Consider the following 21,445-nt stretch of genomic DNA (forward strand, 5'->3'; position numbering starts at 1 on the left):
ACCAGGTCACACGACATCATCGGGCAGCCTCGCGATCGCGGGGGCGGAGGGCGGGACCGGTGCGAGCCGGTCGGGAGGAGGGAACGGGCCGGCCGCCGGGTGACCGTACGGACGGCGAATGGCCGGATGACGCGCGGTTCTCGACGAGGGGAAACGTCGTGACAACAGTTCGCAGACTTGTCGCCATGGCGATGATCGCGTCGATCGTGTCCGTCTCCTTTGTGCTCACCGCCGCGAATCCGGCGCAGGCCGTGGCGCGGCTGAACGTCCCGTCCCGGGTGACCTCCAACAGCACAGTGGTCATTTCCGGCAGAGTCGATCTTCTGTTCGACGCGGTCCTTTTCGTCAATGGCAGGCAGGTGGCGAAAGGAGATCAAAAGGTCTCCTACGCCTGGAATCCCCGCCATCACCGGAACGGCAGGTACCGGATCAGGCTTGAACAGCGGGGCAAGGTGCTCGGAGCCGAGTGGCACCAGACCGGCAAGACCCTGGTCCAGGCCGTTCCTCCGGCGACGCCGAGCGGGGTGAGCGCCCGGCTGTACGGCAAGCGGGTGGTCGTCAGATGGAGCAGGGGCGCCGAGCCCGACCTGCAGGGTTATGTGATCTCCACGAGCCGGACCGGCAGGGTCGGGTCCGTGCGGGTGGGCAGTGCGTGTTCCGGCGGTTCGTGTAGGGCGACCCTGGCCGTTCCGGCGAAGGCGGCCGGACAGCGGATCGGGTTCACGGTGCGGGCCCTGCGCGGCAACGGCGGTGGCGGCACGCTCTCCTCAGGCAACTCGGCGGGTGCCTCGGTGAAGGTGCCGGCGGCCACGGTGGCGAAGAGCGGCAGGAAAACCGGTGGCCAGGAGAGTTCCGGCACCCGGAGCGGATCGAACCAGAGCGACACGGGCAGCCGGCGGAACACCGAGAAAAGCGGAAAGAAGAGCGAGAACAAGCAGGCCGGAGTCCACGACCTTCCGCAGTTGCCCGCGAAGAAGCCCACGGGGGCCTCGAATCGGCCGTCGGGAACAGCGGTCGCGCCAACGGAGAAGCCCGGGGTTTCGGAAAAGGCGGAGAACGGCGGCGACGCCACCTCCTCGATCGCCGAGCCGGCCGAGAAGACGAATGAGGGGGCCGGCGGTGATCGGGAGAAGAAGGAAGGCGCGGGCAGTGCCCCCGACCCCGGAGCGACCGGCGCGGACTCCGCCCCGAATACGAACAGCACGGCGGGGTCATCTGACGTACCGGCCGGCGGTATGAGTCAGTACGGCTTTTTCATCGCGGGTGCTCTCGTCCTGCTGCTTCTCGGCGCGCACGGTGGTGCCTGGATCCGTCGCAGGCTGCTGGCCGCGGCGGACGGTTCCGCCGGCGGGGACAGGCACCGTGCTGGAGGAGGCGACGGGCAGACCGTGCCCCTCGCCTCCGAGCCGCTCGGTGGGCGGGACGCGAAGGGGGACGCCAAGACGACAGGCCGTGGCGGCACGGCGGACAGGAACGGCACGACCGGCACCGGTGGCAGGGGCGGTGTGGCGGGCAAGGGCGGCACCGCTGTCACCGTCGACCCACGGCGTCCCGCGGTCATCCTCGCCGTGGTCAAGACCGGCCTGGCCCCGGGGAGTCCATCGCCCGATTCCCGTGCTTCGGGCCGCCCGCACCCTCCCCGGCAGTCCCCGGATCGGCCCGCCTCGGATCGGCCCGCCTCGGATCGGCCCGTGCCGGATCGGCCCGCCTCGGATCGGCCCGTGCCGGATCGGCACGTCTCGGCCGAGCCGGCTCCGGCCCGGCGCGTTCCAGCTCAGCGCATCTCGATCAGGGATGCCCCGGTTCAGCCGATCTCCGTTCTGCCGGCTTCGGTTCGGCTGGCCTCTGTTCGGAAAGTCACTGACCGTGAGACGGAGGCGCAGCAGGCGAGGCCCCGTCAGGCAGAGGCCGAGCACGCAGAGACCGAGCACGCAGAGACCGAGCATGCGGGGTTTGAGCGCGCGGAGGCCGAGCACACAGAGACCGGGTACGCGGAGACCAGGTACGCGGAGACCGGGCAGGCAGGTCACGCTGGACGGCCGGGCGCGGATCCCGCTCCCGGCGCGACTCCGCTCTCCGAGGCCGGTGATGCCGAACAGGCCGCGGCCCGGACGGCTGACCGGTGGGACGACTACCTTCCGCCCGCGCCTCGTTCCCTGGAGGACAGCGGGTTCTGGGCACGCCCGCAGCCCGGCGCGACCGATTTCTGGGCCGAGGACCGCAACGACGAGGACCGTAGCGACGAGGACCGGGACGGGCGACGAGAGCGCGATGGCCTCTCGTCCTCGGGGCATCGCTTCATCCCCGGTATGAGCTGATCAGTCTCCGACGGGCCGTCGTCCCGGCCCGCCGCCGGGACGACGGCCCTCACATCCGCGACTCGTCACAGGAGAGCAGGACGGCCAGCAGGCGGAGGGCTCCGGCCTTGTCGAGGGGTTCGTTGCCGTTGCCGCACTTGGGGGACTGGATGCACGAGGGGCAGCCGCGTTCGCACTCGCACGAGGCGATGGCCTCACGGGTGGCCGTGAGCCAGTCGCGCGCGCGGGCGTAACCGCGTTCGGCGAAACCGGCGCCGCCCTCGTGCCCGTCGTAGACGAAGACGGTGAGCAGTCCCGTGTCGGCGTGGAGTTCGGTGGAGACGCCTCCGATGTCCCAGCGGTCACAGGTCGCGAAGAGCGGCAGCAGGCCGATGGAGGCGTGTTCGGCCGCGTGCGCGGCGCCGCCGAGGTCCAGGCCGTCCTCGACCAGGGGGATGATCGCCGAGGTGGGCAGCGTCCACCAGACGGCGCGGGTCCGCAGCGTGCGCGGGGGCAGGTCGAGGGGTTCGTCGCCCATGAGCTCGCCGCTCTGGGCCCGGCGCTTGAGGTAGGCCACGACCTGGCTGGTCACCTCCACCGAGCCGAAGTGGAGCTCTCCAGGACCGAGGGGGTGCGAGTCGAGGGACTCGATGACCGAGATATCGGTGACATCCCTGGCGAAGGTCGTGTAGTCGGGCGCCCCGGCCTCGACCAGCGCGACCCCCGCCTCCAGGTCGAGTTCGGCCACCAGGAACGTCTCTCCCTGGTGCACGTAGACGGCTCCGGCGTGCACGGTGGAGTGAGCCGAGGGCTCGTCCACGGTGCCGAGCAGCCGTCCGGTGGACATCTCGACGACCTGGACCGGCGCGGCGCCCGACCCGCGGATGTCGGCGAGGTCGGTGGCGCGTCCCCTGCTGGTCCAGAACCAGCCCGCGGCGCGTTCCCTGAGCAGGCCGTCACCGACCAGGTCCGCGAGCACCTCCTTGCTGGTGGGGCCGAAGACGTCCAGGTCGTCGTGGGTCAGCGGGATCTCGGCGGCCGCCGCGCACAGGTGGGGGCCCAGTACGTACGGGTTGCCGGGATCGAGCACGATCGTCTCCACCGGCCTGCCGAACAGGGCTTCGGGATGGTGGACGAGATAGGTGTCCAGAGGGTCGTCCCTGGCGATCAGCACCGCCAGCGCGTCCTGCCCGTCCCTTCCGGCCCGTCCGGCCTGCTGCCAGAGCGAGGCGCGGGTTCCCGGCCACCCCGCGATGAGCACGGCGTCCAGCCCGGAGACGTCGACGCCGAGTTCCAGGGCGTTGGTCGTCGCCAGGCCGAGCAGCTCCCCCGAACGCAGTGCCTTCTCCAGTCCCCTGCGGTCCTCGGCCAGGTAGCCCGCCCGGTAGGCCGCCACCTTGTCGGGCAGGTCCGCGGGCGCGCTCCCGTCGGCGACGAGGTCGCCGAGCCTGGCCCGCGTGGTGAGGGCCACGGACTCGGCGGCCCGCCGGGAGCGGACGAAGGCCAGGGTCCGCACGTCGGAGGCGACGAGGTCGGCCAGCAGGTCCGCGCTCTCGGCGGTCGCGGGGCGACGGACGGGTGCCCCGCCCTCGCCCCGCAGATCGGTCAGGGGTGGCTCCCACAGTGCGAAGGTGGTCGAGCCTCGGGGCGAGGCGTCCGTGGTCACCTCGGCCATCTGGAGGCCCGTCAGACGGTTCGCGAAGGCCCCGGGCTCGCTGGCCGTCGCCGAGGAGAGCAGGAAGGTCGGGCGTGAGCCGTAGCGCACGCAGATCCGGCGCAGGCGGCGCAGGATCTGGGCGACGTGGGAGCCGAACACGCCTCGGTAGCCGTGGCATTCGTCCACGACGACCATCCGGAGCCGCCGCCAGAAGGCCGACCACTGGGTGTGACGGGGCAGCAGGCCGCGATGGAGCATGTCCGGGTTGGTGAGGACGTAGTTGGCGTGCCTGCGTACCCAGGTCCGCTCCTCGAAGGAGGTGTCGCCGTCGTAGGTGGCGGCACGGAGCTCGGGCGGGTCGAGCTCGCGCAGCGCGCGGAGCTGGTCGGCGGCCAGCGCCTTGCTGGGTGACAGGTAGAGGATCGTGCCGCCGTCGAGCGTCGCGGAAAGCGCCGGGACCAGGTAGGAGAGGGACTTGCCCGAGGCGGTCCCGGTGGAGATGATCACGTTTTGGCCACGGTGGGCCAGCTCGGCGGCCTCGGCCTGATGCGGCCACAGGCCGGAAACACCGTGGTTCGCCCAGCGCGTAACCAATCGCTGGTCAACCCAGTCCGGCCACCGGGTCTTACCGGCCTGACGTGCGGGAACGTGCTCCACATGGGTGACACGCTCGCGACGTGCGGGAACATCGAGCAGGCGATTGAGGGCGTTACCCGCTCGGAGGGGCGAGGATGAGGGCGGGGTCACTGGTTTCAGTCTCACATCTGTGGGCAGAGTCGCCGGGAATCGTGATTTCGTATAGACACTGAGCGTACGCATGGTTGAATGCCGCGCGTCGGGGCTTGTCGTCCGGGGGTCATCCGGTCCCGGGAGGGCAAGCTCGAATCGGTACTTTCGCAGGCAAGGCGCTGAAGGATCTGTGGATCTGAAGTTGGACCACCATTCCGAGGACCGTCTCACCATCGTTGAGGTCGAGGGTGAGATTGATGTCTACACCGCGCCCAGATTGCGTGAGCTCCTGATCGACCTGGTCAACAAGGGGAATTTCCACCTGCTCGTCAACATGGAGAAGGTCGACTTCCTTGACTCCACGGGCCTTGGTGTCCTGGTCGGCGGGCTCAAGCGAGTTAGGGCGCACGATGGCTCACTGGAGCTTGTCTGCACTCAGGAGCGCATCCTGAAGATTTTCCGGATCACCGGGCTGACGAAGGTCTTCGGTATCTACGCCTCGGTCGACGAGGCCAAGGAAGCTCACGGTCGAGACAAGTAGTCGTGGCTACCGTCGAACTGACGTTCAGCGCTCTCCCCGCGCATGTGCGTACGGCACGTCTGGTCGCCACGGCGATCGCCAGACGCACCGGCGTGCAGGAGTCACTGCTGGACGAGGTACGGCTCGCTGTCGGTGAGGCGTGCTCGCGGGCCGTGGAGGCACACCGCCTCCACTGTCCGGGAGAGCCGATCCGCATCGAGCTACGTGATGACTCAGGGCGCTTCGAGGTGACCGTCACCGACTCCGCCCCCAGTGACGAACTGGAGCACGATCGCGGCCTCCTGGGGTTCGACGATCCGTTCGGGCAACTTCCCGACGACCTGATGGCCGGTTTCGGCATCGCGGTCATCGCGGGACTGGCCGACGACGTTCAGGTCTACCCGAGCCAGAAGGGCATGTGCATCCGCATGAGCTGGCCCGCGGCGACGAACGGCCTGTCTCCGGCCTGACAGAGGACTTCGGCAGCCGGGCGTGTCCAGATGGACACGCCCGGCTGTTCGTCGTGCGGCACCTAATTTTGGACAAAACATAACCATGATATTTCACACCCGAAATTGAGTGGAAACAGAGGCTGGCGGGGTAGGTGTGACAGGCGAAATGCCGTTATAAGCAGGCCGGTAGGTAAAAGGTGCTGGACTCGGCGTCAATTGTCCGTGGGCAGAGGCTTCATATCCGCGTCCTCGCTGCGTAGACTCCCGGGACCGGCCAAGGTTTATCCTTCGGAGCGGCCCGCACGCGAGCCGTCCTCCGTGGGGGTCTGCAACTGGAAGCGGCACTGCCAACCATCCCGGATGTGCGCCGCTCCGCTCGTCTAACCACTTCGGCAGCGCACTCCGGGCAGGACGTGTTCCCGTCTTGCCAAGGAGAGTCGGATGTCTGTGCTCCATCTCGCCGCTGTCGAAGAGCCAGCGGTATCCCTGAGTGGTTACCACTTCAACATCGTGATCGTGGTCGCCGTCGTGGCCCTGCTCGCACTCGCCGTCGCCGGCACACTGGTGCGGGAAGTGCTGGCCGCCGGCCAAGGCACCGAGCGTATGCAAAACATCGCGCGAGCCGTCCAGGAAGGGGCTTCCGCGTATCTTACCCGGCAGTTCCGGACGCTCGCGCTGTTCGTCATCCTGATCCCGTTCCTGCTGTATCTCCTCCCGGCGGAGACGACCGGCGTGCGGATCGGCAGATCGGCTTTCTTCGTCGTCGGCGCGCTGTTCTCCGCGCTGACCGGATTCATCGGCATGTGGCTGGCGGTCCGCGGCAACGTCCGCGTCGCCGCCGCCGCCCGCGAGTCGGGTGAGAAGCTCGCGATGCGGATCGCCTTCCGCACCGGCGGCGTGGCCGGAATGATCACCGTCGGCCTCGGCCTTCTCGGCGCGGCCGTGGTGGTGATCACCTACGGGGGCAACGCCCCGGCCGTGCTGGAGGGCTTCGGCTTCGGCGCCGCGCTGCTCGCGATGTTCATGCGAGTCGGTGGCGGCATCTTCACCAAGGCCGCCGACGTCGGCGCCGACCTGGTCGGCAAGGTCGAGCAGGGCATTCCCGAGGACGATCCGCGCAACGCCGCCACCATCGCCGACAACGTGGGCGACAACGTGGGCGACTGCGCGGGCATGGCCGCCGACCTGTTCGAGTCCTACGCGGTCATGCTCGTCGCCAGCCTGATCCTGGGCAAGGTGGCCTTCGGCGTCGAGGGACTGGTCTTCCCGATGATCGTGCCGATGATCGGTGTGATCACGGCGATCATCGGCATCTTCGTCACCGCCCCGCGCGCGGGCGACCGCAACGCGATGGCCGCGATCAACCGGGGCTTCTTCATCTCGGCGGCCATCTCGGCCATCCTCGTCGCGGTCGCGGCCTACCTCTACCTGCCGGCCAGCTTCTCCGGGCTGACCGGGGTGAGCCCGGAGATCGCCGCGATCACCTCCGACCCGCGCCTGATCGCGATCGGGGCGGTGCTCATCGGCCTGGTGCTGGCAAGTGCCATCCAGATCCTCACCGGCTACTTCACCGAGACGAACCGCCGTCCGGTGCGGGACATCGGCGAGAGCTCCCGCACCGGTCCCGCCACGGTCATCCTGTCCGGCATCAGCGTCGGCCTGGAGTCGGCCGTCTACTCCGCGCTGGTCATCGGAGCCGCCGTCTACGGCGCGTTCCTGCTGGGCTTCGGCAACGTCACGGTCGCGCTGTTCGCCGTGGCGCTGGCGGGAACGGGCCTGCTGACCACGGTCGGCGTGATCGTGTCGATGGACACCTTCGGTCCCGTCTCCGACAACGCCCAGGGCATCGCCGAGATGTCCGGCGACGTCGAGGGCGAGGGTGCCCAGGTCCTCACCTCGCTGGACGCCGTCGGAAACACCACCAAGGCGATCACCAAGGGCATCGCGATCGCCACGGCCGTGCTCGCCGCGACCGCGCTGTTCGGCGCGTTCCGTACGGCGGTCGAGAACGAGCTGGTCAGGGCGGGCGCCTCCGTCAAGGAGGCGCTGGGCTCCTTCAGCACGTTCAGCCTGAGCATCGACTCACCGAACGTGCTGGTCGGCCTGATCATCGGCGCCGCGGTGGTGTTCATGTTCTCCGGCCTCGCGATCATGGCGGTCGGCCGCGCGGCCGGCCGGGTGGTCTTCGAGGTACGCGAGCAGTTCCGTACCAAGCCGGGGATCATGGCCGGCACGGAGTTGCCCGACTACGGCAGGGTCGTGGACATCTGCACCCGCGACTCGCTGCGGGAGCTGGCCACGCCCGGTCTGCTGGCCGTGCTGACCCCGATCGCCGTCGGTTTCGCCCTCGGCTACGCGCCGCTCGGCGCGTTCCTGGCCGGTGCCATCGCGTGCGGCACGCTGATGGCGGTGTTCCTGGCCAACTCCGGCGGAGCCTGGGACAACGCCAAGAAGCTCGTCGAGGACGGTCACCACGGCGGCAAGGGTTCGCCGGCCCACGAGGCCACCATCATCGGTGACACCGTCGGTGACCCGTTCAAGGACACCGCCGGACCGGCGATCAACCCGCTCCTCAAGGTGATGAACCTGGTGGCGCTACTGATCGCCCCGGCCGTGGTGGCCTACGCGGACAGCCCGGCGCTGCGCATCGGCATCACGGTGCTCGCGGTGGGCATCGTCATCGCCGCGGTGGTCATCTCCAAGCGTCGTTCGGCGGGCATCGCCCCGACGGAGGAGAACAACAGCGACCGCCAGCCGGAGCAGGTCTCCAGCTGAGCAATGTTTGACGAAGGGGTGCACGGGCCGCGTGCACCCCTTCCGCATGTGCGGACCGTCTCGATGGGAAACTGGCCGATATGGAACAGCAGCCCTCCGGAGGCAGAACACTCATCCTCATCCTGCTGGCGATGGCCGCGGTGTTCGCGGTGATCGTGGGCCTTGCCATGTGGGCCTCGAGATGACGGCGCGCACGCTCGTCGTGCTGCGTCACGCCAAGGCGGCCAACCCCTCCGGCCTCGCCGATCGCGAACGTCCCCTGAGCGCCGACGGCGAGCACGACGCCCGCAGGGTCGGTGAGGCCCTCGCCGCGCAGGGCCTCCGCCCCGACCTGGTGCTCTGCTCGCCGTCGGTGCGCACCCGGCAGACCGCGAACCTGGCCCTTCCCGGGGCGGACGTCCTCTTCGAGCCGGCCATCTACGAGGCCTACCCCGACGAGCTGCTGACGCTGATCCGGCGGACTGATCCGCGGGTGCGCACGCTGGTCCTGGTCGGTCACAACCCCGGCGTCCACGAGCTGGTCAGGCAGCTCACCGAGGACGAGGACGACGGCGACGCCGGGTTCCCGCCGGGGGCGTTCGCCGTCATCGAGGTGGACGGCGAGTGGACGGAGCTCGACGTCGGCCGCGGGATCGCCAGCTGGAGCCCCAAGAAGCCCTGAGGGTCGGGGCAAGGCGTAACGAGGGGAGCCGCGCCCACCGCTCCCTCGGATCGGGGGTGGCATGCGCGGGCTCGTCGACATGCTGCGTGTCGACTTCCGGCTCTCCGGGCCTCCCGCCTGGACGTACGGCCTGCTGTGCATGCTGGTCGTCTGCTTCCCGCTGCTGCTCGGCGTTCTCCTCGGCCGTCTGGAGGAGGGCGCCTCGGTGGCCCTGGGCGGCTATCTGACGCTCTTCGGCGACGCCCCCGGACAGCTGTACGGCGACCGGGTCAGAAGGTTGCTCACCACCACGGCCACCGTCACGCTCGGCTCCGGACTCGGCGCGCTCATCCACCCCCACCCGTGGCCGATCGCCGCCGTGGTGGTCGGCCTGGTCGCGGCGGCGGGCATCTACTGGCGGGCGCTGGGCATACCCGCGGTCCTCTCCGTGACCTTGACCTACTTCGCCCCTTCCGGCATGGGCGTTCTGCTCCACATGGGGACCTCGGCCTGCGGTGGCCTGCTGGCCGTGCTGGCGGTCATGGCGATCTGGCCGTTACGCCGCCGCCGGCCGCTTCGCAGGACCGTGGAGGAGGCGGGTACGGCGCTCGCCGACCTTCTGGCCGGCGGGGGGCGGGCACCGCTCGCGGACGAGAGCTGGGAGTCGCTGCGCCACCGGGCCGCCACCGCGCTCAAGGACCTGGAGGCGGCGCTCTCCCTCTACCGGGTCGCCGGGGAGGAGGACGGGTCGCCGGAGCGGCTCCCGGCCACGCTGACCCGCATCTTCCAGCAGACGATCGCGTTGCGCGTGTTGCGCGCGGCGGCGGTGGAGACGGTGGAGGCGAGGGCCGGGACGGAGTGGACCCGGGAGCTGGACGAGGCGATCGGGGCGCTGGCCCGCGCGCTGCGAGAGGCGGCACTGCTCGGCGGCTCGGCCGAGATGCCCGGGGCGCTTGCCGCCGTCGGGCGGTTCGCCGACAGCGTGGAGGAGATCCGCAGAACCGCTCGTGCGGGGGACACGCCGCTGCCCGCGGCCGCGCTGCTGGGGCAGGTGACCCTGTGTGTGGACCGGATCGCGATGGCCGTGCGCTCGGTTGAGCAGCAGGCGGCGGAGAGTGTCGAGATGGGGCCGCGCCTGCCGAAGTTCGTACGGTCGAGAAAACCGGTGATCACGACCGGCTACCACCCGATCAGAGTGGGCCTGGGTGCAGCTACGGATACTGGATGATGCTCGCCACCCCGCTCTCGCTGATGCTGGCCGACTTCGCCCTGTCGCTCGACTGGGGCGCGGCCGCGGCCAGGGTGGTGCTCACGATCACGGGTGGCGTGCTGGCGTTGCTCTTCGCCCGGCTGCTGTGGTCCAGGGGGTACCGGGCCACGTTGACCGCCGCCATCGCGGAGGTGCTCGATCGGCACGCCGCGCTGGTGCGGTCACTGATCGACCAGGACCCCAGGGAGGTGAACGCCCGGATCTCCTCGGCGACCGACGCCGCCGGGCGGCTCGCCGACTCGCTCGACGGGCTGGACAAGGAGCCGGGCGGTGGTGCGCCGCGGCGCCTGCGGGATGCGGTGACGGTGGCCGGGCGGCTGCGGGACAACGCGCTCGCGCTGTTCGCGATACCGCCACCCGGGAACGAGTCCGACCCCACGGGGGCGGTCCTCGACCTCGTCGCCGACCGGTTGGAGAAGGCCGCCGAGGGGGTCAGGACGGACCGGCCGGGAACGCCGCCCGACGATCTGGACCGGGCCCTCGACGAACTCGGCGCTTACGTGGACGAGTTGGCCGCCCGCCGCCTGGACGAGCTGGCCGAGGGGGCGGGTGACAGGATGACGGGTCTGCGGCGCAGCATCAGGCACGCCGCCGCCGCGCGGCCCGCCCTGCGGGGTCTCAGCGCCGAAGCCGTACGGTTGGCCTCCCTGACCGCCCCGAGGAGCTGTTAGCCGCGGTCGTCCGCGGGGCGGGGGTGTTCAGCGGTTGTCGGCGATGACGCCGTCCTCGGCGTCGGCGTCCTCCACCTCGGCACGGGGGATGCCGAGCAGATAGAGGATCGAGTCGAGGTAGGGCACGTTGACCGCGGTGTCCGCGGCGCGGCGGACCACCGGCTTGGCGTTGAACGCGATGCCGAGGCCGGCCGCCGCGATCATGTCCAGGTCGTTGGCGCCGTCGCCGATGGCGACGGTCTGGCTGATCGGGATGCCCGCCTCGCGGGCGAAGCGTTCCAGCGCCCGCGCCTTGCCGGGCCGGTCGACGATCTCCCCGACGACCCGCCCGGTGAGCACGCCGTCGACGACCTCCAGGGTGTTGGCCGCGGAGTAGTCGATCCCGAGGTCCTCCACGAGGGCGTCGGTGAGCTGTGTGAACCCGCCGCTGACGATCGCGAACCGGTAGTCGAGCCGCTTGAGCGTCCGTACCAGCGTGCGAGCGCCGGGGGTCAGCACGAGTTCCTCGCGCACCTTCTCGAAGACCTCCGTGGAGAGGCCTTCCAGCAGTGCGACCCGGCGGCGCAGCGACTCGGCGAAGTCGAGCTCGCCGCGCATCGCCTCCTCGGTGACCCTGGCGACCTCCTCCAGGCAGCCGGCGTGCGCCGCCAGCAGTTCGATCACCTCGGCCTGGATGAGCGTCGAGTCGACGTCCATCACGATCAGCCGCTTGGCCCTGCGGTGCAGGCCGGTCCGCTGCACGGCGACGTCCACCTGCTGGGCGTGCGCCTCGACGGCCAGCTCGGCCCGCAGGGTGTCGGGGTCGGCGCCGGACAGGGAGAGCTCGATGCAGGTCACCGGGTAGCTGGACAGGCGCTCGATCCGGTCGATATTGGCGCCGGCCGCGGCGATCCGCCCGGAGATGCCCGCCATGGCGGCGGGCTGCAGCGGCGCGCCGAGCACGGTGACGTTGAGCCGTCCCCTGCGCCGCTTCTCCTTCGGGTCGGAGCCGGTGGACATCTCCACGTGCAGACCGAGATCCTCGGCGGTCCGCTCGACGGTGGTCCAGAGGGCACCGAGGGTGCCGCCGGTGCCGGTCGGTGTGTCGCCCGCGTAGGAGACGAGGACGCCGAGAGTGAGCCGGCCGCGGATGACGACCTGCTCCACGTCGGCGACGACGACGGGGAATCCGGCCAGGACAGAGAAGAGGCGTGAGGTCACGCCTGGGCGGTCCGGACCGGTCAACGTGATCAGAAGCGTGCGCTGGTTCATCGGGTCCTACGCTACTTGGCTCCGGTTTCGACCGTGAATGCGGTTCGTCATCCGGACACCTGGAGTTCACGGAACGTCAGTGACCAGGGGAGTTCTGTTCCCTGCCCAGCTCGGCCGTCACCTCGGCCGCGGTCTGCCGCAGGGCCTCGGCGAGCGGGGAGTGGGTGCCCGCGGGAACCGAGGAGGTCGTGCCGACGATGGCCATCGCGGCCAGCAGGACCGGGCCGCGGAACACCGGGGAGGCGATACTGCGCACGCCGTTGACGGAGGGGGTGTTGGCCGAGATGTTGTCCTCGCGGATCTTCACGAGCTCCTGGCGCAGCTCGGGGGAGGCGGCCAGCTGTGCTTTGAGGCCGGGAACGTCCTCCGAGGGAAGGAAGGCGCAGAAGACCCGGCCCTGGGCGGATTCGGTCCGCGAGAGGCGGGAGCCCATCCGGACGCTGACCCTTATGGTGCGATCGGTGTTGTCGTCGACGCGGACGACGACGGCGGTGTCGCCGTCCCAGACGCTCAGCACGACGGTCTCGTCGATCTCCCTGACGAGCCGCTGCATGTACGGCCCGGCGATGCCGATCACGGGCATGCCGACGCGGGCGGCGGCGGAGAGGGTGAGGATCTGCGGTCCCAGGGAGTACAGCGCCTCGCGCTCGTCGTAGCGGAGCAGGTTGCTCTCGCGCAGGGCCTTGGTGTACCGGTGCGCGGTAGCCTTGCTGGTGCCCAGGCTGGCGGTGAGCTGGTTGAGCGTCAGGTGCGGGCGGCTTACCGTGAACGCGCTGAGGATCATCGCGGCCCGCTGGACGGTCTGGATCGCCGGGGTTCTGTTCTCGCCGGCGACTCCCTTCAGGCTAGGCACTGGGTCGTCACCCATATTGGTTCCCTCGCGTTATGTGTGGAAGCTTGGCGCCGAGCGTATGTTCTGCATTGCGAGACAGCATCCTGCCATCCAGAACATTCAATGTCGATGGCCCTGTCCCTCGACATCGCCGAGCGCGTGCCTGACGGCGATCCCGGCGTACAGGCGCGCGAAGCGCACCAGCGTCCGCGGATCGAAGACGTCCCGCCGGGGGTCGGCCGGGTCGGATCCGGGCGCGGGGCCGACCCTGGCGGTCGGGACCCCGTGGCCGCGCAGCACCACTCCGTCCGTCGAGCCCTTCCAGCCGGAGATGGCGGGCGGGGGTTCGCCGTGCTCGTCGTGCCAGGCGGCGATCGCGTGGCGGATCACCGGGGCGTCGGGTGAGGTCACCCCGGCGGGATGGACCAGCCGCGCGTCCACATCCACCCGGCAGCCGTCCAGCGGCCCGCCGGGGATTCCGGCCCGCATCCTGGCGAGTACGGTCCGGGCGATCTCGTCGGGGTCGTCGCCGGGGACGGTGACCAGGTAGAGGTGGAACTCCACGACGCCCGGCAGCAGGTCGGGCTTCTCCAGGAGCCCTCCCCGTACCGCGCCGATGCCGGCCTCGGCGGCGAGCTGGCGGCCGGCGCCCGCCCTGGCCGCCACGTGCTCGATGCGCCACGACTCCAGGATCGCGGTGGCGGTGCCGAGGTTGGCGAGGAGCCCGCCGCCCGCGTCCCTGGCCAGCACCGGCCGGTAGGGGCCGCCCAGCCGTACGCGCAGGAAGATCGCTCCGGGCTCCTCGTGGAGGACGCCGCGCGGGCCGCACTTGGCGACCACCGCGGCCGAGGGCAGCGGGTGCGACCGAAGATGCTCGTCGATGCCCGAGGGCCCGGCGGGGGCGAACGGCGACGAGTGTGTGCCGCCCGAGGCCAGGAGCAGGGAGAGGCGGTGCGGCAGGCCGTCGCGTCGCAGGGCCGTGGCCGCGGCCGCGTATCCCGCCAGCGCCGCGGCGGCGGGTGCGCGGGCGACGCCGAGGCCGAAACCCGCCAGCAGGCCGGACGCCGGATCCACGGAGAGCGGCGCGGGCTCCTCGTCGATCCCGGTGGCCCAACGGTCGTGTTCGACGTCACCGGACAGGGAGGTGTCCAGGTGGGAGTAGAGGAGCAGTTCGGGCCCCGAGCCGCCGGCGGTGGACGTCAGGTTCGCCCCCTCGTCGCCGACTGCTTCGAGGTTCCAGGGCAGCTCGGGCCAGCGGCTCCGGGCCCACGCCGCCAGCCGGGTCGCGGTCGCGCGCTCCCGGCCCCGGGGGCTGGGGCCGGCGGCCATCACCCGGATCGCCTCGATGATCGGCTCGCTGGAGATCGCCGCGTCCGTGGCGTGTCGCAGCTGTCGCAGGGCATCGCTCTTCATGCTCACATATTAACTCTATGCAAGATGGCATCTCGCATATTGACAACGCTTGCGGTCGAATCCTACTGTTCCCCCACGTTGCCGACGAGGGAGGACTGATGGTCTACGTCGTGACCGACGCGTGTGTGGACGTGCAGGACAGATCGTGCGTGGAGGAGTGCCCGGTCGACTGCATCTATGAGGGCGACCGGATGATGTACATCCATCCGGATGAGTGCGTCGACTGTGGCCGGTGCGAACCCGCCTGCCCGGTGATGTCGATCTTCCATGAGGAGGACCTCCCGGCGGAGGCGACCAGGTTCGCCGAGATCAACGCCGAGTTCTTCGCCGATCTGGGCTCTCCCGGCGGGGCCAGGAAGGTCGGCCGCACCGGCAGCGACCATCCCGCCGCGGTGCCTCCCGGCGGTGGGTCGTGACGGTGCACGACGTCGATCTGGTGATCGTCGGCGCGGGCCCCTCGGGGCTGTACGGCGCCTACTACGCGGGCTTTCGCGGCATGTCCGTCGCCGTGATCGACTCGCTGCCCGAGCCCGGTGGCCAGATCTCGGCGCTCTACCCGGAGAAGGACATCTTCGACGTCGCGGGGTTTCCCGCGGTGAAGGGGCAGCGGCTGGTCGACGAGCTGGTGGCGCAGGCGGCGCAGGCCGATCCGCTCTTCCTGCTCGGGGAGAGCGCCTGCGAACTGCTGCACGACGAGGAGGGGGTGGAGGTCGTCACCGACGCGGGCACCCGGGTGCGTGCCAAGGCCATGCTCCTCACCGGCGGCATCGGCACCTTCACCCCTCGGGAGCTGCCCGTGGGCGAGGAGTACCTGGGACGGGGACTGCGCTACTTCGTCCGCAGGCTGGACGAGGTGGCCGGCCACGACGTCGTGGTGGTCGGCGGCGGAGACTCCGCGGTGGACTGGGCACTCGCCCTGGAGCCGCTGGCGCGCTCGGTGACGCTCGTGCACCGCAGGCCCCTCTTCCGTGCGCACGAGCGCAGCGTGGCGACGCTGCACGCGTCGTCGGTACGGGTGCTGACGCCGTACGAGGTCGCCGAGATCGGTGGCGACCCCCTTGTCGGTGAGGTCGTCGTCGAGAAGGTCAAGGAGGGCGACCGCGTCACGCTGCCGGCCCAGACCGTGGTGGCGGCGCTCGGTTTCATAGCCGACCTCGGGCCTGTCCAGAAGTGGGGCCTTGAACTGCGTAAACGGCACGTCCTCGTCGACCGGTCGATGAGGACGAACCTGCCCAGGGTGTTCGCGGCCGGGGACATCAGCGACTACGACGGCAAGGTCAGGCTGATCTCCGTCGGGTTCGGCGAGGCCGCCGCGGCGGTCAACAACCTGGCGCCGCTGGTGAATCCCGCCCTCGGTACCACGCCCGGCCATTCTTCCGATGCGGCCTGAGTTCGACAGTCGGTAGAGTCCGGTCCAACGGATGGTCTGTGCGGAGGAGTCGGCATGGCGGATCAGGCGCACCCCGGCGACGTCGATGTGGCCGACGAGGTGCCCGCCATCCAGACGGTGCGGCGCGCCGCGCTGATCCTGAGTGGTTTCACCATCGAGCGTCCCTGGCTGAGCCTCAATGAGATCACCGCGCGCCTGGGGGTCAGCAAGCCCACCGCCCACCGGTACGCCAGGGCGTTGCGGGCGGCCAACCTGCTCCGCTACGACCCGCGTAGCGCGCTGTACTCGCTCGGCCCCCAGTTGCTCGGGCTGGAGGCCGCCGCGCGGGCCGGGCTGCCCATCGCCGCGGCCGCCGCTCCCCACCTCGAACTGCTCATGCGCGAGATCAACCAGACGGTCGTGCTCAGCGTCTGGAACGGCGAGTGCCCGGTGGTGGTCAGCTGCGTGGACAACACCCTCGGCGACGTCCGGCTGAGCGTCCGTACCGGCTCGCAGCTCGATGTCACCCGCTCGGCCCAGGGCCGGATCTTCTGCGCCTACCTGCCCGCCGGAGAGGTGCCCGGGCTCGCGCGGCGGCTGCGGGCCTCCGCGGAGCTGCGCGAACTTCTCAAGGAGGTCCGGCGGACCGGGCTCGCGATCAACTCTCCGGTGGACCACGGGGTACGCGTGCTCGCGGCACCGATCTTCGAGGGTGATCAGGTGGTCGCCTCGATGGCGATCCTCGGCACGGTGGCCTCCCTCGCGGGCGACCTGGAGACGCAGGCCGCCGCCGTGCTGCTCGGGGTGGCGCGCGAACTGTCGCGTGAGCTGGGCGGCACCACGCCCGTCTGAGCACGGGCCGGCGGGCTCGGAAGCGGAGATCACGGCGCGGCGGCGTGTCCCACCGGCGTGCGTTCCCGCTGATCAGACATTCTTTCCACAAACCACAGGTGGTCCCCCATGGCGCTCAGGCATGCCTATGGTGTGACGCAATGCGAGATGTAATTCCGCATCTTGACACGCGCCAAGCGTTCCTCGTACGTTCATGAAGCCCGGTTGACCTGGCACGGCGATGGGGAATCCCGCCCCTGGCGCGACCGCCCGCCGATGCCCCAAGAAAAACCACCCCCCTGAACCCTCGCCGTCCCCCCCAGAGCGGCGGCGAGAGGAGTAGGAGCAAGCATGGGTATGCGACGCGCAGGGGCCGTCATGGCTTTCGCGACAGTCCTCCTCGCCACCGCCTGCGGCGGCGAGGATTCGTCCGCTACCGGAACAGCTTCGACCGACGGTCCCGCCAAGGTCTCCGTGACCACCTTCGGCTGCGAGATATGGAACACCTGGGCCGAGGCCAAGGGCATCTACGCCAAGCACGGCCTGCAGGTCGAGTACGTCAAGTCCTTCGGCGGGTCCGCCGCGGTGGCCGCGGTGCTGTCGGGCGCGGCCGACTTCGGCTACGTCAACGGATTCACCGCGATCAACGCCTACAACACCGGCTTCCCGATCCAGATGGTCTCGGGGGCCAACGTCAACGCCCTGCCCCCCGCGGACCCGGCACAGGGGGTCTTCGTCAAGAAGGGTTCCTCCTACAAGTCGGCCAAGGACCTGGTCGGCAAGAAGATCGCGGTCAACGAGATCGGCGGGATCAACCAGATCGCCACCTCGGTCTGGCTGGAGGCCAACGGCGTCTCCACCGACCAGGTGAGCTTCGTGGCACTGCCGTACGCGGAGCAGGTCAACGCGGTGAACGGCGACCGGGTGGCCGCCGCGCAGATGGGATACGCGCTGCTCGGCTCGGGCGGCGCCGACCTGCGCAGCCTCGACGACCCCTTCGTCGCGCTCGGCAAGGTCTACATCGCGACGTACGTGGCGTCGAAGACGTTCGTGGCGCAGGGGGACACCGCCAAGCGCTTCAACGACGCCATGGTGGAGACCATGAAACAGCTTGAGGACCCGGCGAACAAGGACGAGTCGTTCAAGCTGCTCTCCGAGTGCTCCAAGGTGCCCGCCGAGACCCTCGCGGCCCAGCCGCAGAACGGGCTCGCCCCGAAGGTCGACTTCGCGGCGCTGAACGACATGGCCAAGAAGCTGGTGGATCTGAAGCTGATCTCCAAGCAGCCTGATCTCGAACCCTTCGTGCCGGCCTTCGCCCGGTCCTGACCTCCCGGACGGCGAGAGGGAAGGAGATCTCCGTGACGACGGTCGCACAGCCGGCAGGACCGGCCGCCCAGGCGAGAAGACCCACACCCACCTGGGTCCTCGGCACGGCCGGTGTCGTGACGATGTTCGTGGTGTGGGACCTGCTGGTCCGTTCCGGAGCGGTGTCGCGGGACTCGCTCCCCTATCCGGGGGACACCCTGGCGCGCCTCGCCGAGTTGCTGACCGATCCGCTCTTCCTCGGTCAGGTGGTGCAGACCCTGTGGGCATGGGTCATCTCGATGCTCGTCGCCTCGGTGGTGGCCGTCCCGCTCGGCCTGGCGCTGGGATACTTCGCCACGCTGTACCGCCCCGCCTCGGCGGTGGTGCACGCGGCCAGGTCCGTCCCCTCGTCGGCGTTCCTGCCCGTCGCCATCCTGCTCTTCGGGCTGGGGACGCAGATGAAGGTCTCGTTGAGCGTCTACGCCGTCTTCTGGCCGATCCTGCTCAACGCGATGTACGGCGTGCGTGACGCGGAGCCGCTGATGCTCACCGCGGGACGGAGCATGGGCTGGGGGCAGCGAAGGCTGCTGACCAGGATCGTGCTGCCCTCGGCGGCTCCCGCCATCGCCACCGGCCTGCGCGTGGCGAGCTCGACCGCGCTCATCGTGGTGCTCTCCGCCGAGCTCCTCGGAGCCACCAGCGGGGTCGGCACGGTGATCACGACCTACCAGGAGGCGCAGCGCCCCGACTACGTCTACGCCGGGATCCTGATCGTCGGGATCCTCGGAATGCTGATCTACTACGGTTTCCATTTCGCCGAGCGGCTGCTCGTGCCCTGGGGCCACGCCCAGCGGGGGGAGGGACGATGAGCCGCGTTCGAGGTCTGCTGCGCGGTCTGGTCCGCGCGGCGCAGTGGCTCTGGCTGCTCGCGGTTCTGCTGGTGGTCTGGGAGGTGGTCGCCCGCCAGGCGGAGTCGCTGTTCATCCCGCCGTTCTCCCGGATCGTGGTCGCCTTCGTCGACAACTGGCTCTCCGGCGACCCGGCCTCGCTGTTCCTCAGTGACCAGTTCTGGGCCGACGTGCTGCCCAGCCTCGCCCGCCTGGCGGCCGGCTACGGCCTGGCATGCGCGATCGGCGTCGTCGTGGGCATCGTGTTGGGCGTGTGGCGCCAGGCGGGGGCGTTCCTCAACCCGCTGATCAGGCTCGGCATGTCGGTGCCGGTGACGATGCTGCTCCCCATCGCGATCGTCTTCTTCGGCATCACCAGCGGGATGAACGTCTCCCTGATCGCGCTGGGCTGCCTGTGGCCGATCCTCGTCAACACCTACGACGGCGTCCGGGGTCTGGACACCGTCGTGACCACCACCGCGCGGAGCATGCGGCTGTCCAGGCGGCGCTACTTCCTCAGTGTGCTGCTGCCCGGCGCCAGCCCCTCGATCATCGCGGGCATGCGCATCAGCATCGGCATCGCGCTGGTGCTCATGGTGATCTCGGAGCTGTACGCGGCCACCTCCGGCCTCGGCTTCTACATCGTCGAACAGCAGAAGCTGTTCCGCTTCCCCGAGCTGTGGTCGGCGATCCTGCTTGTCGCACTCCTCGGCGTCCTCTTCAACGCCGCCTTCGCGCTGCTGGAGAGGTCGGCACTGCGCTGGCACCGCGGTGCCAAAGCGGGCTCGGAGCGCGCCTCGTGACGACATCTGACACCGAAGGGACGTCTCCCGTGGGAGCCACCAAGACCAGCGGGGGACCCGGCCACGCCGCCGGGCTCGCCGAGCCGATCCTCGAAGCACACGGCGTGACCAAGTCGTACCGGTCGAGACAGGGTGACGTGCTCGCCGTCCGGAGCATCGACTTCTCCGTCTCGCGGGGGGAGTTCGTCTCCGTGGTGGGACCGTCCGGGTGCGGCAAGACGACGCTGATGATGTGCATCGCCGGACTGCTCCCGGTCACCGGCGGATCGCTGACCTTCCGTGGGCAGGCGATGACCGGCCCGCAGGAGGGCGTCGCGGTCGTCTTCCAGGACTACAGCCGCTCGCTGTTCCCCTGGCTGACCGTGGAGAAGAACGTCGCCCTGCCGCTCCGGGACCGCGGCATCCCGCGCGCCGACATCGAGCGGAGGGTCGAGCGCGCGCTGGAGATGGTCAACCTCGGCCACGCGGCAGGGCTGTATCCCTGGCAGCTGTCCGGTGGGATGCAGCAGAGGGTGGCGATCGCGCGTGGGCTGGCCGTGGAGCCGGAGATGCTCATCATGGACGAGCCGTTCGCCTCGGTGGACGCCCAGACCCGGGCGAACCTCGAGGACCTGCTCCTGGAGATCTGGGCGGAGACGGGGACGACCATCCTGTTCGTGACGCACGACATCGACGAGGCGGTGTACCTGTCGGACCGGGTCGTGGTGCTCTCCCAGGGGCCGTCCGTCGTGGTGGAGGACATCACCGTCAGGCTCGACCGCCCCCGCCACCAGATCGACACCAAGCAGGTCCCGCTCTTCGGCGAGCTGCGCGCCGAGGTCTTCGGGCTGGTCATGGCCTCCGACCGCCGTACCTCACTCTCCGGGGAGGAATCGTGAACCTGATCGCGACGCCGCAGGGCCTGGCACGTCTCGACGCCGACCTCGGCGGTGACGGCGCCGTCCTGCTGGACCTGCCCTTCGCCGACGTGGCGGAACTGCTCGCGGCAGGTGAGGGCTTCGCCCCCGCGCACGCCGCGCGGGAGCGGGGCCGGATCGAGCCGGGGGAACTCCTGGCCCCGCTGGGCAGCACCGGGGCCATCTGGGGGGTGGGGCTGAACTACCTGTCGAAGGCACACCTGACCGGGCGGGCGGCACCCTCAGAACCCATCCTCTTCCTCCGGTCGCCCTCGGCGGTGTCCGCACCGGGAGCGGAGGTGACGCTGCCGCGGGACCGCTCCAGCCAGGTGGACTACGAGGGCGAGGTCGCCTTCGTGATCGGGCGGCCGATGTACCGCACCCCGCCGGGTGAGGTGTGGAACCACATCGCCGGCATCACGGCGGCCAACGACATGACCGCGCGTGACGTCATGGTCGCCACCGCGACCCCCACCCTGGCCAAGAGCTTCCCGGGCTTCGGCGCGCTCGGTGCCTCGGTGCTCGAACTCTCGGCGGTCGACGACCCCGAGAGGATCACTGTCAGGACCGGCGTGAACGGCACGGTCCGGCAGGACTCCAGCACGGCGGAACTGATCTTCGCCGTGCCCGAGCTGATCTCCAGGATCTCCCACTTCGCCGCGCTGCGACCCGGCGACGTCGTGCTGACCGGTACCCCGGCGGGCACGGGCCAGGACCGGGGAGTCTTCCTGTGTCCCGGTGACGAGGTGGAGGTGTCCGTCGCCGGCGTGTTGCCGCTGCGCACCCGGTACCGCTGAGTTTCCCCCCTCCCAGAGCCTTCGCAGTTCCCTGAGATGAGAGATATGAG

General features: G+C 70.1%; 19 protein-coding genes. 15 read left to right on the forward strand and 4 right to left on the reverse strand.

What is annotated here, in order from left to right; genetic code table 11:
• The first annotated feature begins 185 nt into the window (after window positions 1-185).
• Window positions 186-2,318: a hypothetical protein gene (locus AB0K21_RS26075; protein ID WP_364153943.1), complete on the forward strand. Its 2,133-nt coding sequence runs from the start codon at window positions 186-188 to the stop codon at window positions 2,316-2,318.
• Between the two features lie 49 nt (window positions 2,319-2,367).
• Here the strand turns inward: AB0K21_RS26075 and AB0K21_RS26080 are convergent, their stop codons facing one another.
• A complete protein-coding gene (locus AB0K21_RS26080) occupies window positions 2,368-4,611 on the reverse strand; it encodes a DEAD/DEAH box helicase (protein ID WP_364153988.1) in 2,244 nt (747 codons plus the stop codon).
• 262 nt (window positions 4,612-4,873) lie between these two features.
• On the opposite strand from AB0K21_RS26080, the gene AB0K21_RS26085 reads away from it, so the two are divergent.
• From AB0K21_RS26085 to AB0K21_RS26110, 6 genes are all read left to right on the forward strand, one after another.
• Entirely contained in the window at window positions 4,874-5,224 is a 351-nt protein-coding gene (locus AB0K21_RS26085) for an STAS domain-containing protein (RefSeq protein WP_030916965.1), read from the forward strand.
• Between the two features lie 2 nt (window positions 5,225-5,226).
• Window positions 5,227-5,673, forward strand: a complete 447-nt coding sequence (locus AB0K21_RS26090) for an ATP-binding protein (protein ID WP_343961791.1) — start codon at window positions 5,227-5,229, stop codon at window positions 5,671-5,673.
• 423 nt (window positions 5,674-6,096) lie between these two features.
• Window positions 6,097-8,430, forward strand: a complete 2,334-nt coding sequence (locus tag AB0K21_RS26095; protein WP_343961793.1) for a sodium-translocating pyrophosphatase — start codon at window positions 6,097-6,099, stop codon at window positions 8,428-8,430.
• A gap of 181 nt (window positions 8,431-8,611) precedes the next feature.
• Window positions 8,612-9,091 (forward strand): histidine phosphatase family protein, encoded by a 480-nt coding sequence (locus AB0K21_RS26100; RefSeq protein WP_343961796.1) that lies wholly within the window; start codon window positions 8,612-8,614, stop codon window positions 9,089-9,091.
• A 61-nt stretch (window positions 9,092-9,152) separates the two neighbouring features.
• A complete protein-coding gene (locus AB0K21_RS26105; protein WP_364153949.1) occupies window positions 9,153-10,298 on the forward strand; it encodes a hypothetical protein in 1,146 nt (381 codons plus the stop codon).
• On the forward strand, window positions 10,295-11,011 hold the full coding sequence (locus AB0K21_RS26110; RefSeq protein ID WP_364153952.1) for a hypothetical protein: 717 nt from the start codon (window positions 10,295-10,297) through the stop codon (window positions 11,009-11,011). Before AB0K21_RS26105 ends, AB0K21_RS26110 begins: the two co-directional genes overlap by 4 nt.
• Before the next feature lie 27 nt (window positions 11,012-11,038).
• Here AB0K21_RS26110 and serB read toward each other — a convergent pair whose 3' ends face one another.
• The 3 genes from serB to AB0K21_RS26125 all read right to left on the reverse strand — a co-directional run bounded on the left by serB (window position 11,039) and on the right by AB0K21_RS26125 (window position 14,507).
• Window positions 11,039-12,262, reverse strand: coding sequence for a phosphoserine phosphatase SerB (gene serB / locus AB0K21_RS26115; protein WP_343961800.1), 1,224 nt, complete (start codon window positions 12,260-12,262; stop codon window positions 11,039-11,041).
• Window positions 12,263-12,338: 76 nt separating this feature from the next.
• Window positions 12,339-13,115 (reverse strand): IclR family transcriptional regulator, encoded by a 777-nt coding sequence (locus AB0K21_RS26120; protein ID WP_343961802.1) that lies wholly within the window; start codon window positions 13,113-13,115, stop codon window positions 12,339-12,341.
• Window positions 13,116-13,214: 99 nt separating this feature from the next.
• Window positions 13,215-14,507, reverse strand: a complete 1,293-nt coding sequence (locus AB0K21_RS26125) for a hypothetical protein (RefSeq protein ID WP_364153957.1) — start codon at window positions 14,505-14,507, stop codon at window positions 13,215-13,217.
• Window positions 14,508-14,605: 98 nt separating this feature from the next.
• Here AB0K21_RS26125 and fdxA point away from each other — a divergent pair, with 98 nt between their 5' ends.
• The 8 genes from fdxA (at window position 14,606) to AB0K21_RS26165 (ending at window position 21,395) form a co-directional block, all read left to right on the forward strand.
• The gene (gene fdxA / locus AB0K21_RS26130; protein ID WP_343961806.1) at window positions 14,606-14,923 is read left to right on the forward strand and encodes a ferredoxin; all 318 of its coding nucleotides are present in this window, start codon (window positions 14,606-14,608) and stop codon (window positions 14,921-14,923) included.
• The gene (locus AB0K21_RS26135) at window positions 14,920-15,897 is read left to right on the forward strand and encodes an NAD(P)/FAD-dependent oxidoreductase (RefSeq protein ID WP_343961808.1); all 978 of its coding nucleotides are present in this window, start codon (window positions 14,920-14,922) and stop codon (window positions 15,895-15,897) included. Before fdxA ends, AB0K21_RS26135 begins: the two co-directional genes overlap by 4 nt.
• A 54-nt stretch (window positions 15,898-15,951) precedes the next feature.
• Window positions 15,952-16,728, forward strand: coding sequence for an IclR family transcriptional regulator (locus AB0K21_RS26140; RefSeq protein ID WP_343961811.1), 777 nt, complete (start codon window positions 15,952-15,954; stop codon window positions 16,726-16,728).
• Window positions 16,729-17,085: 357 nt separating this feature from the next.
• A complete protein-coding gene (locus AB0K21_RS26145) occupies window positions 17,086-18,033 on the forward strand; it encodes an ABC transporter substrate-binding protein (protein ID WP_343961813.1) in 948 nt (315 codons plus the stop codon).
• A gap of 32 nt (window positions 18,034-18,065) precedes the next feature.
• Window positions 18,066-18,881, forward strand: coding sequence for an ABC transporter permease (locus AB0K21_RS26150; RefSeq protein ID WP_343961815.1), 816 nt, complete (start codon window positions 18,066-18,068; stop codon window positions 18,879-18,881).
• The gene (locus tag AB0K21_RS26155) at window positions 18,878-19,702 is read left to right on the forward strand and encodes an ABC transporter permease (RefSeq protein ID WP_364153964.1); all 825 of its coding nucleotides are present in this window, start codon (window positions 18,878-18,880) and stop codon (window positions 19,700-19,702) included. Before AB0K21_RS26150 ends, AB0K21_RS26155 begins: the two co-directional genes overlap by 4 nt.
• A 29-nt stretch (window positions 19,703-19,731) precedes the next feature.
• Window positions 19,732-20,580 carry an ABC transporter ATP-binding protein gene (locus AB0K21_RS26160; RefSeq protein ID WP_343961820.1) on the forward strand — a complete coding sequence of 283 codons (849 nt, stop codon included), beginning with the start codon at window positions 19,732-19,734 and terminating at the stop codon, window positions 20,578-20,580.
• Window positions 20,577-21,395, forward strand: a complete 819-nt coding sequence (locus AB0K21_RS26165; protein WP_343961822.1) for a fumarylacetoacetate hydrolase family protein — start codon at window positions 20,577-20,579, stop codon at window positions 21,393-21,395. Before AB0K21_RS26160 ends, AB0K21_RS26165 begins: the two co-directional genes overlap by 4 nt.
• Window positions 21,396-21,445 lie beyond the last annotated feature (50 nt).

This window comes from Streptosporangium sp. NPDC049248, from assembly GCF_040678965.1.
Taxonomy (GTDB): domain Bacteria; phylum Actinomycetota; class Actinomycetes; order Streptosporangiales; family Streptosporangiaceae; genus Streptosporangium; species Streptosporangium fukuiense.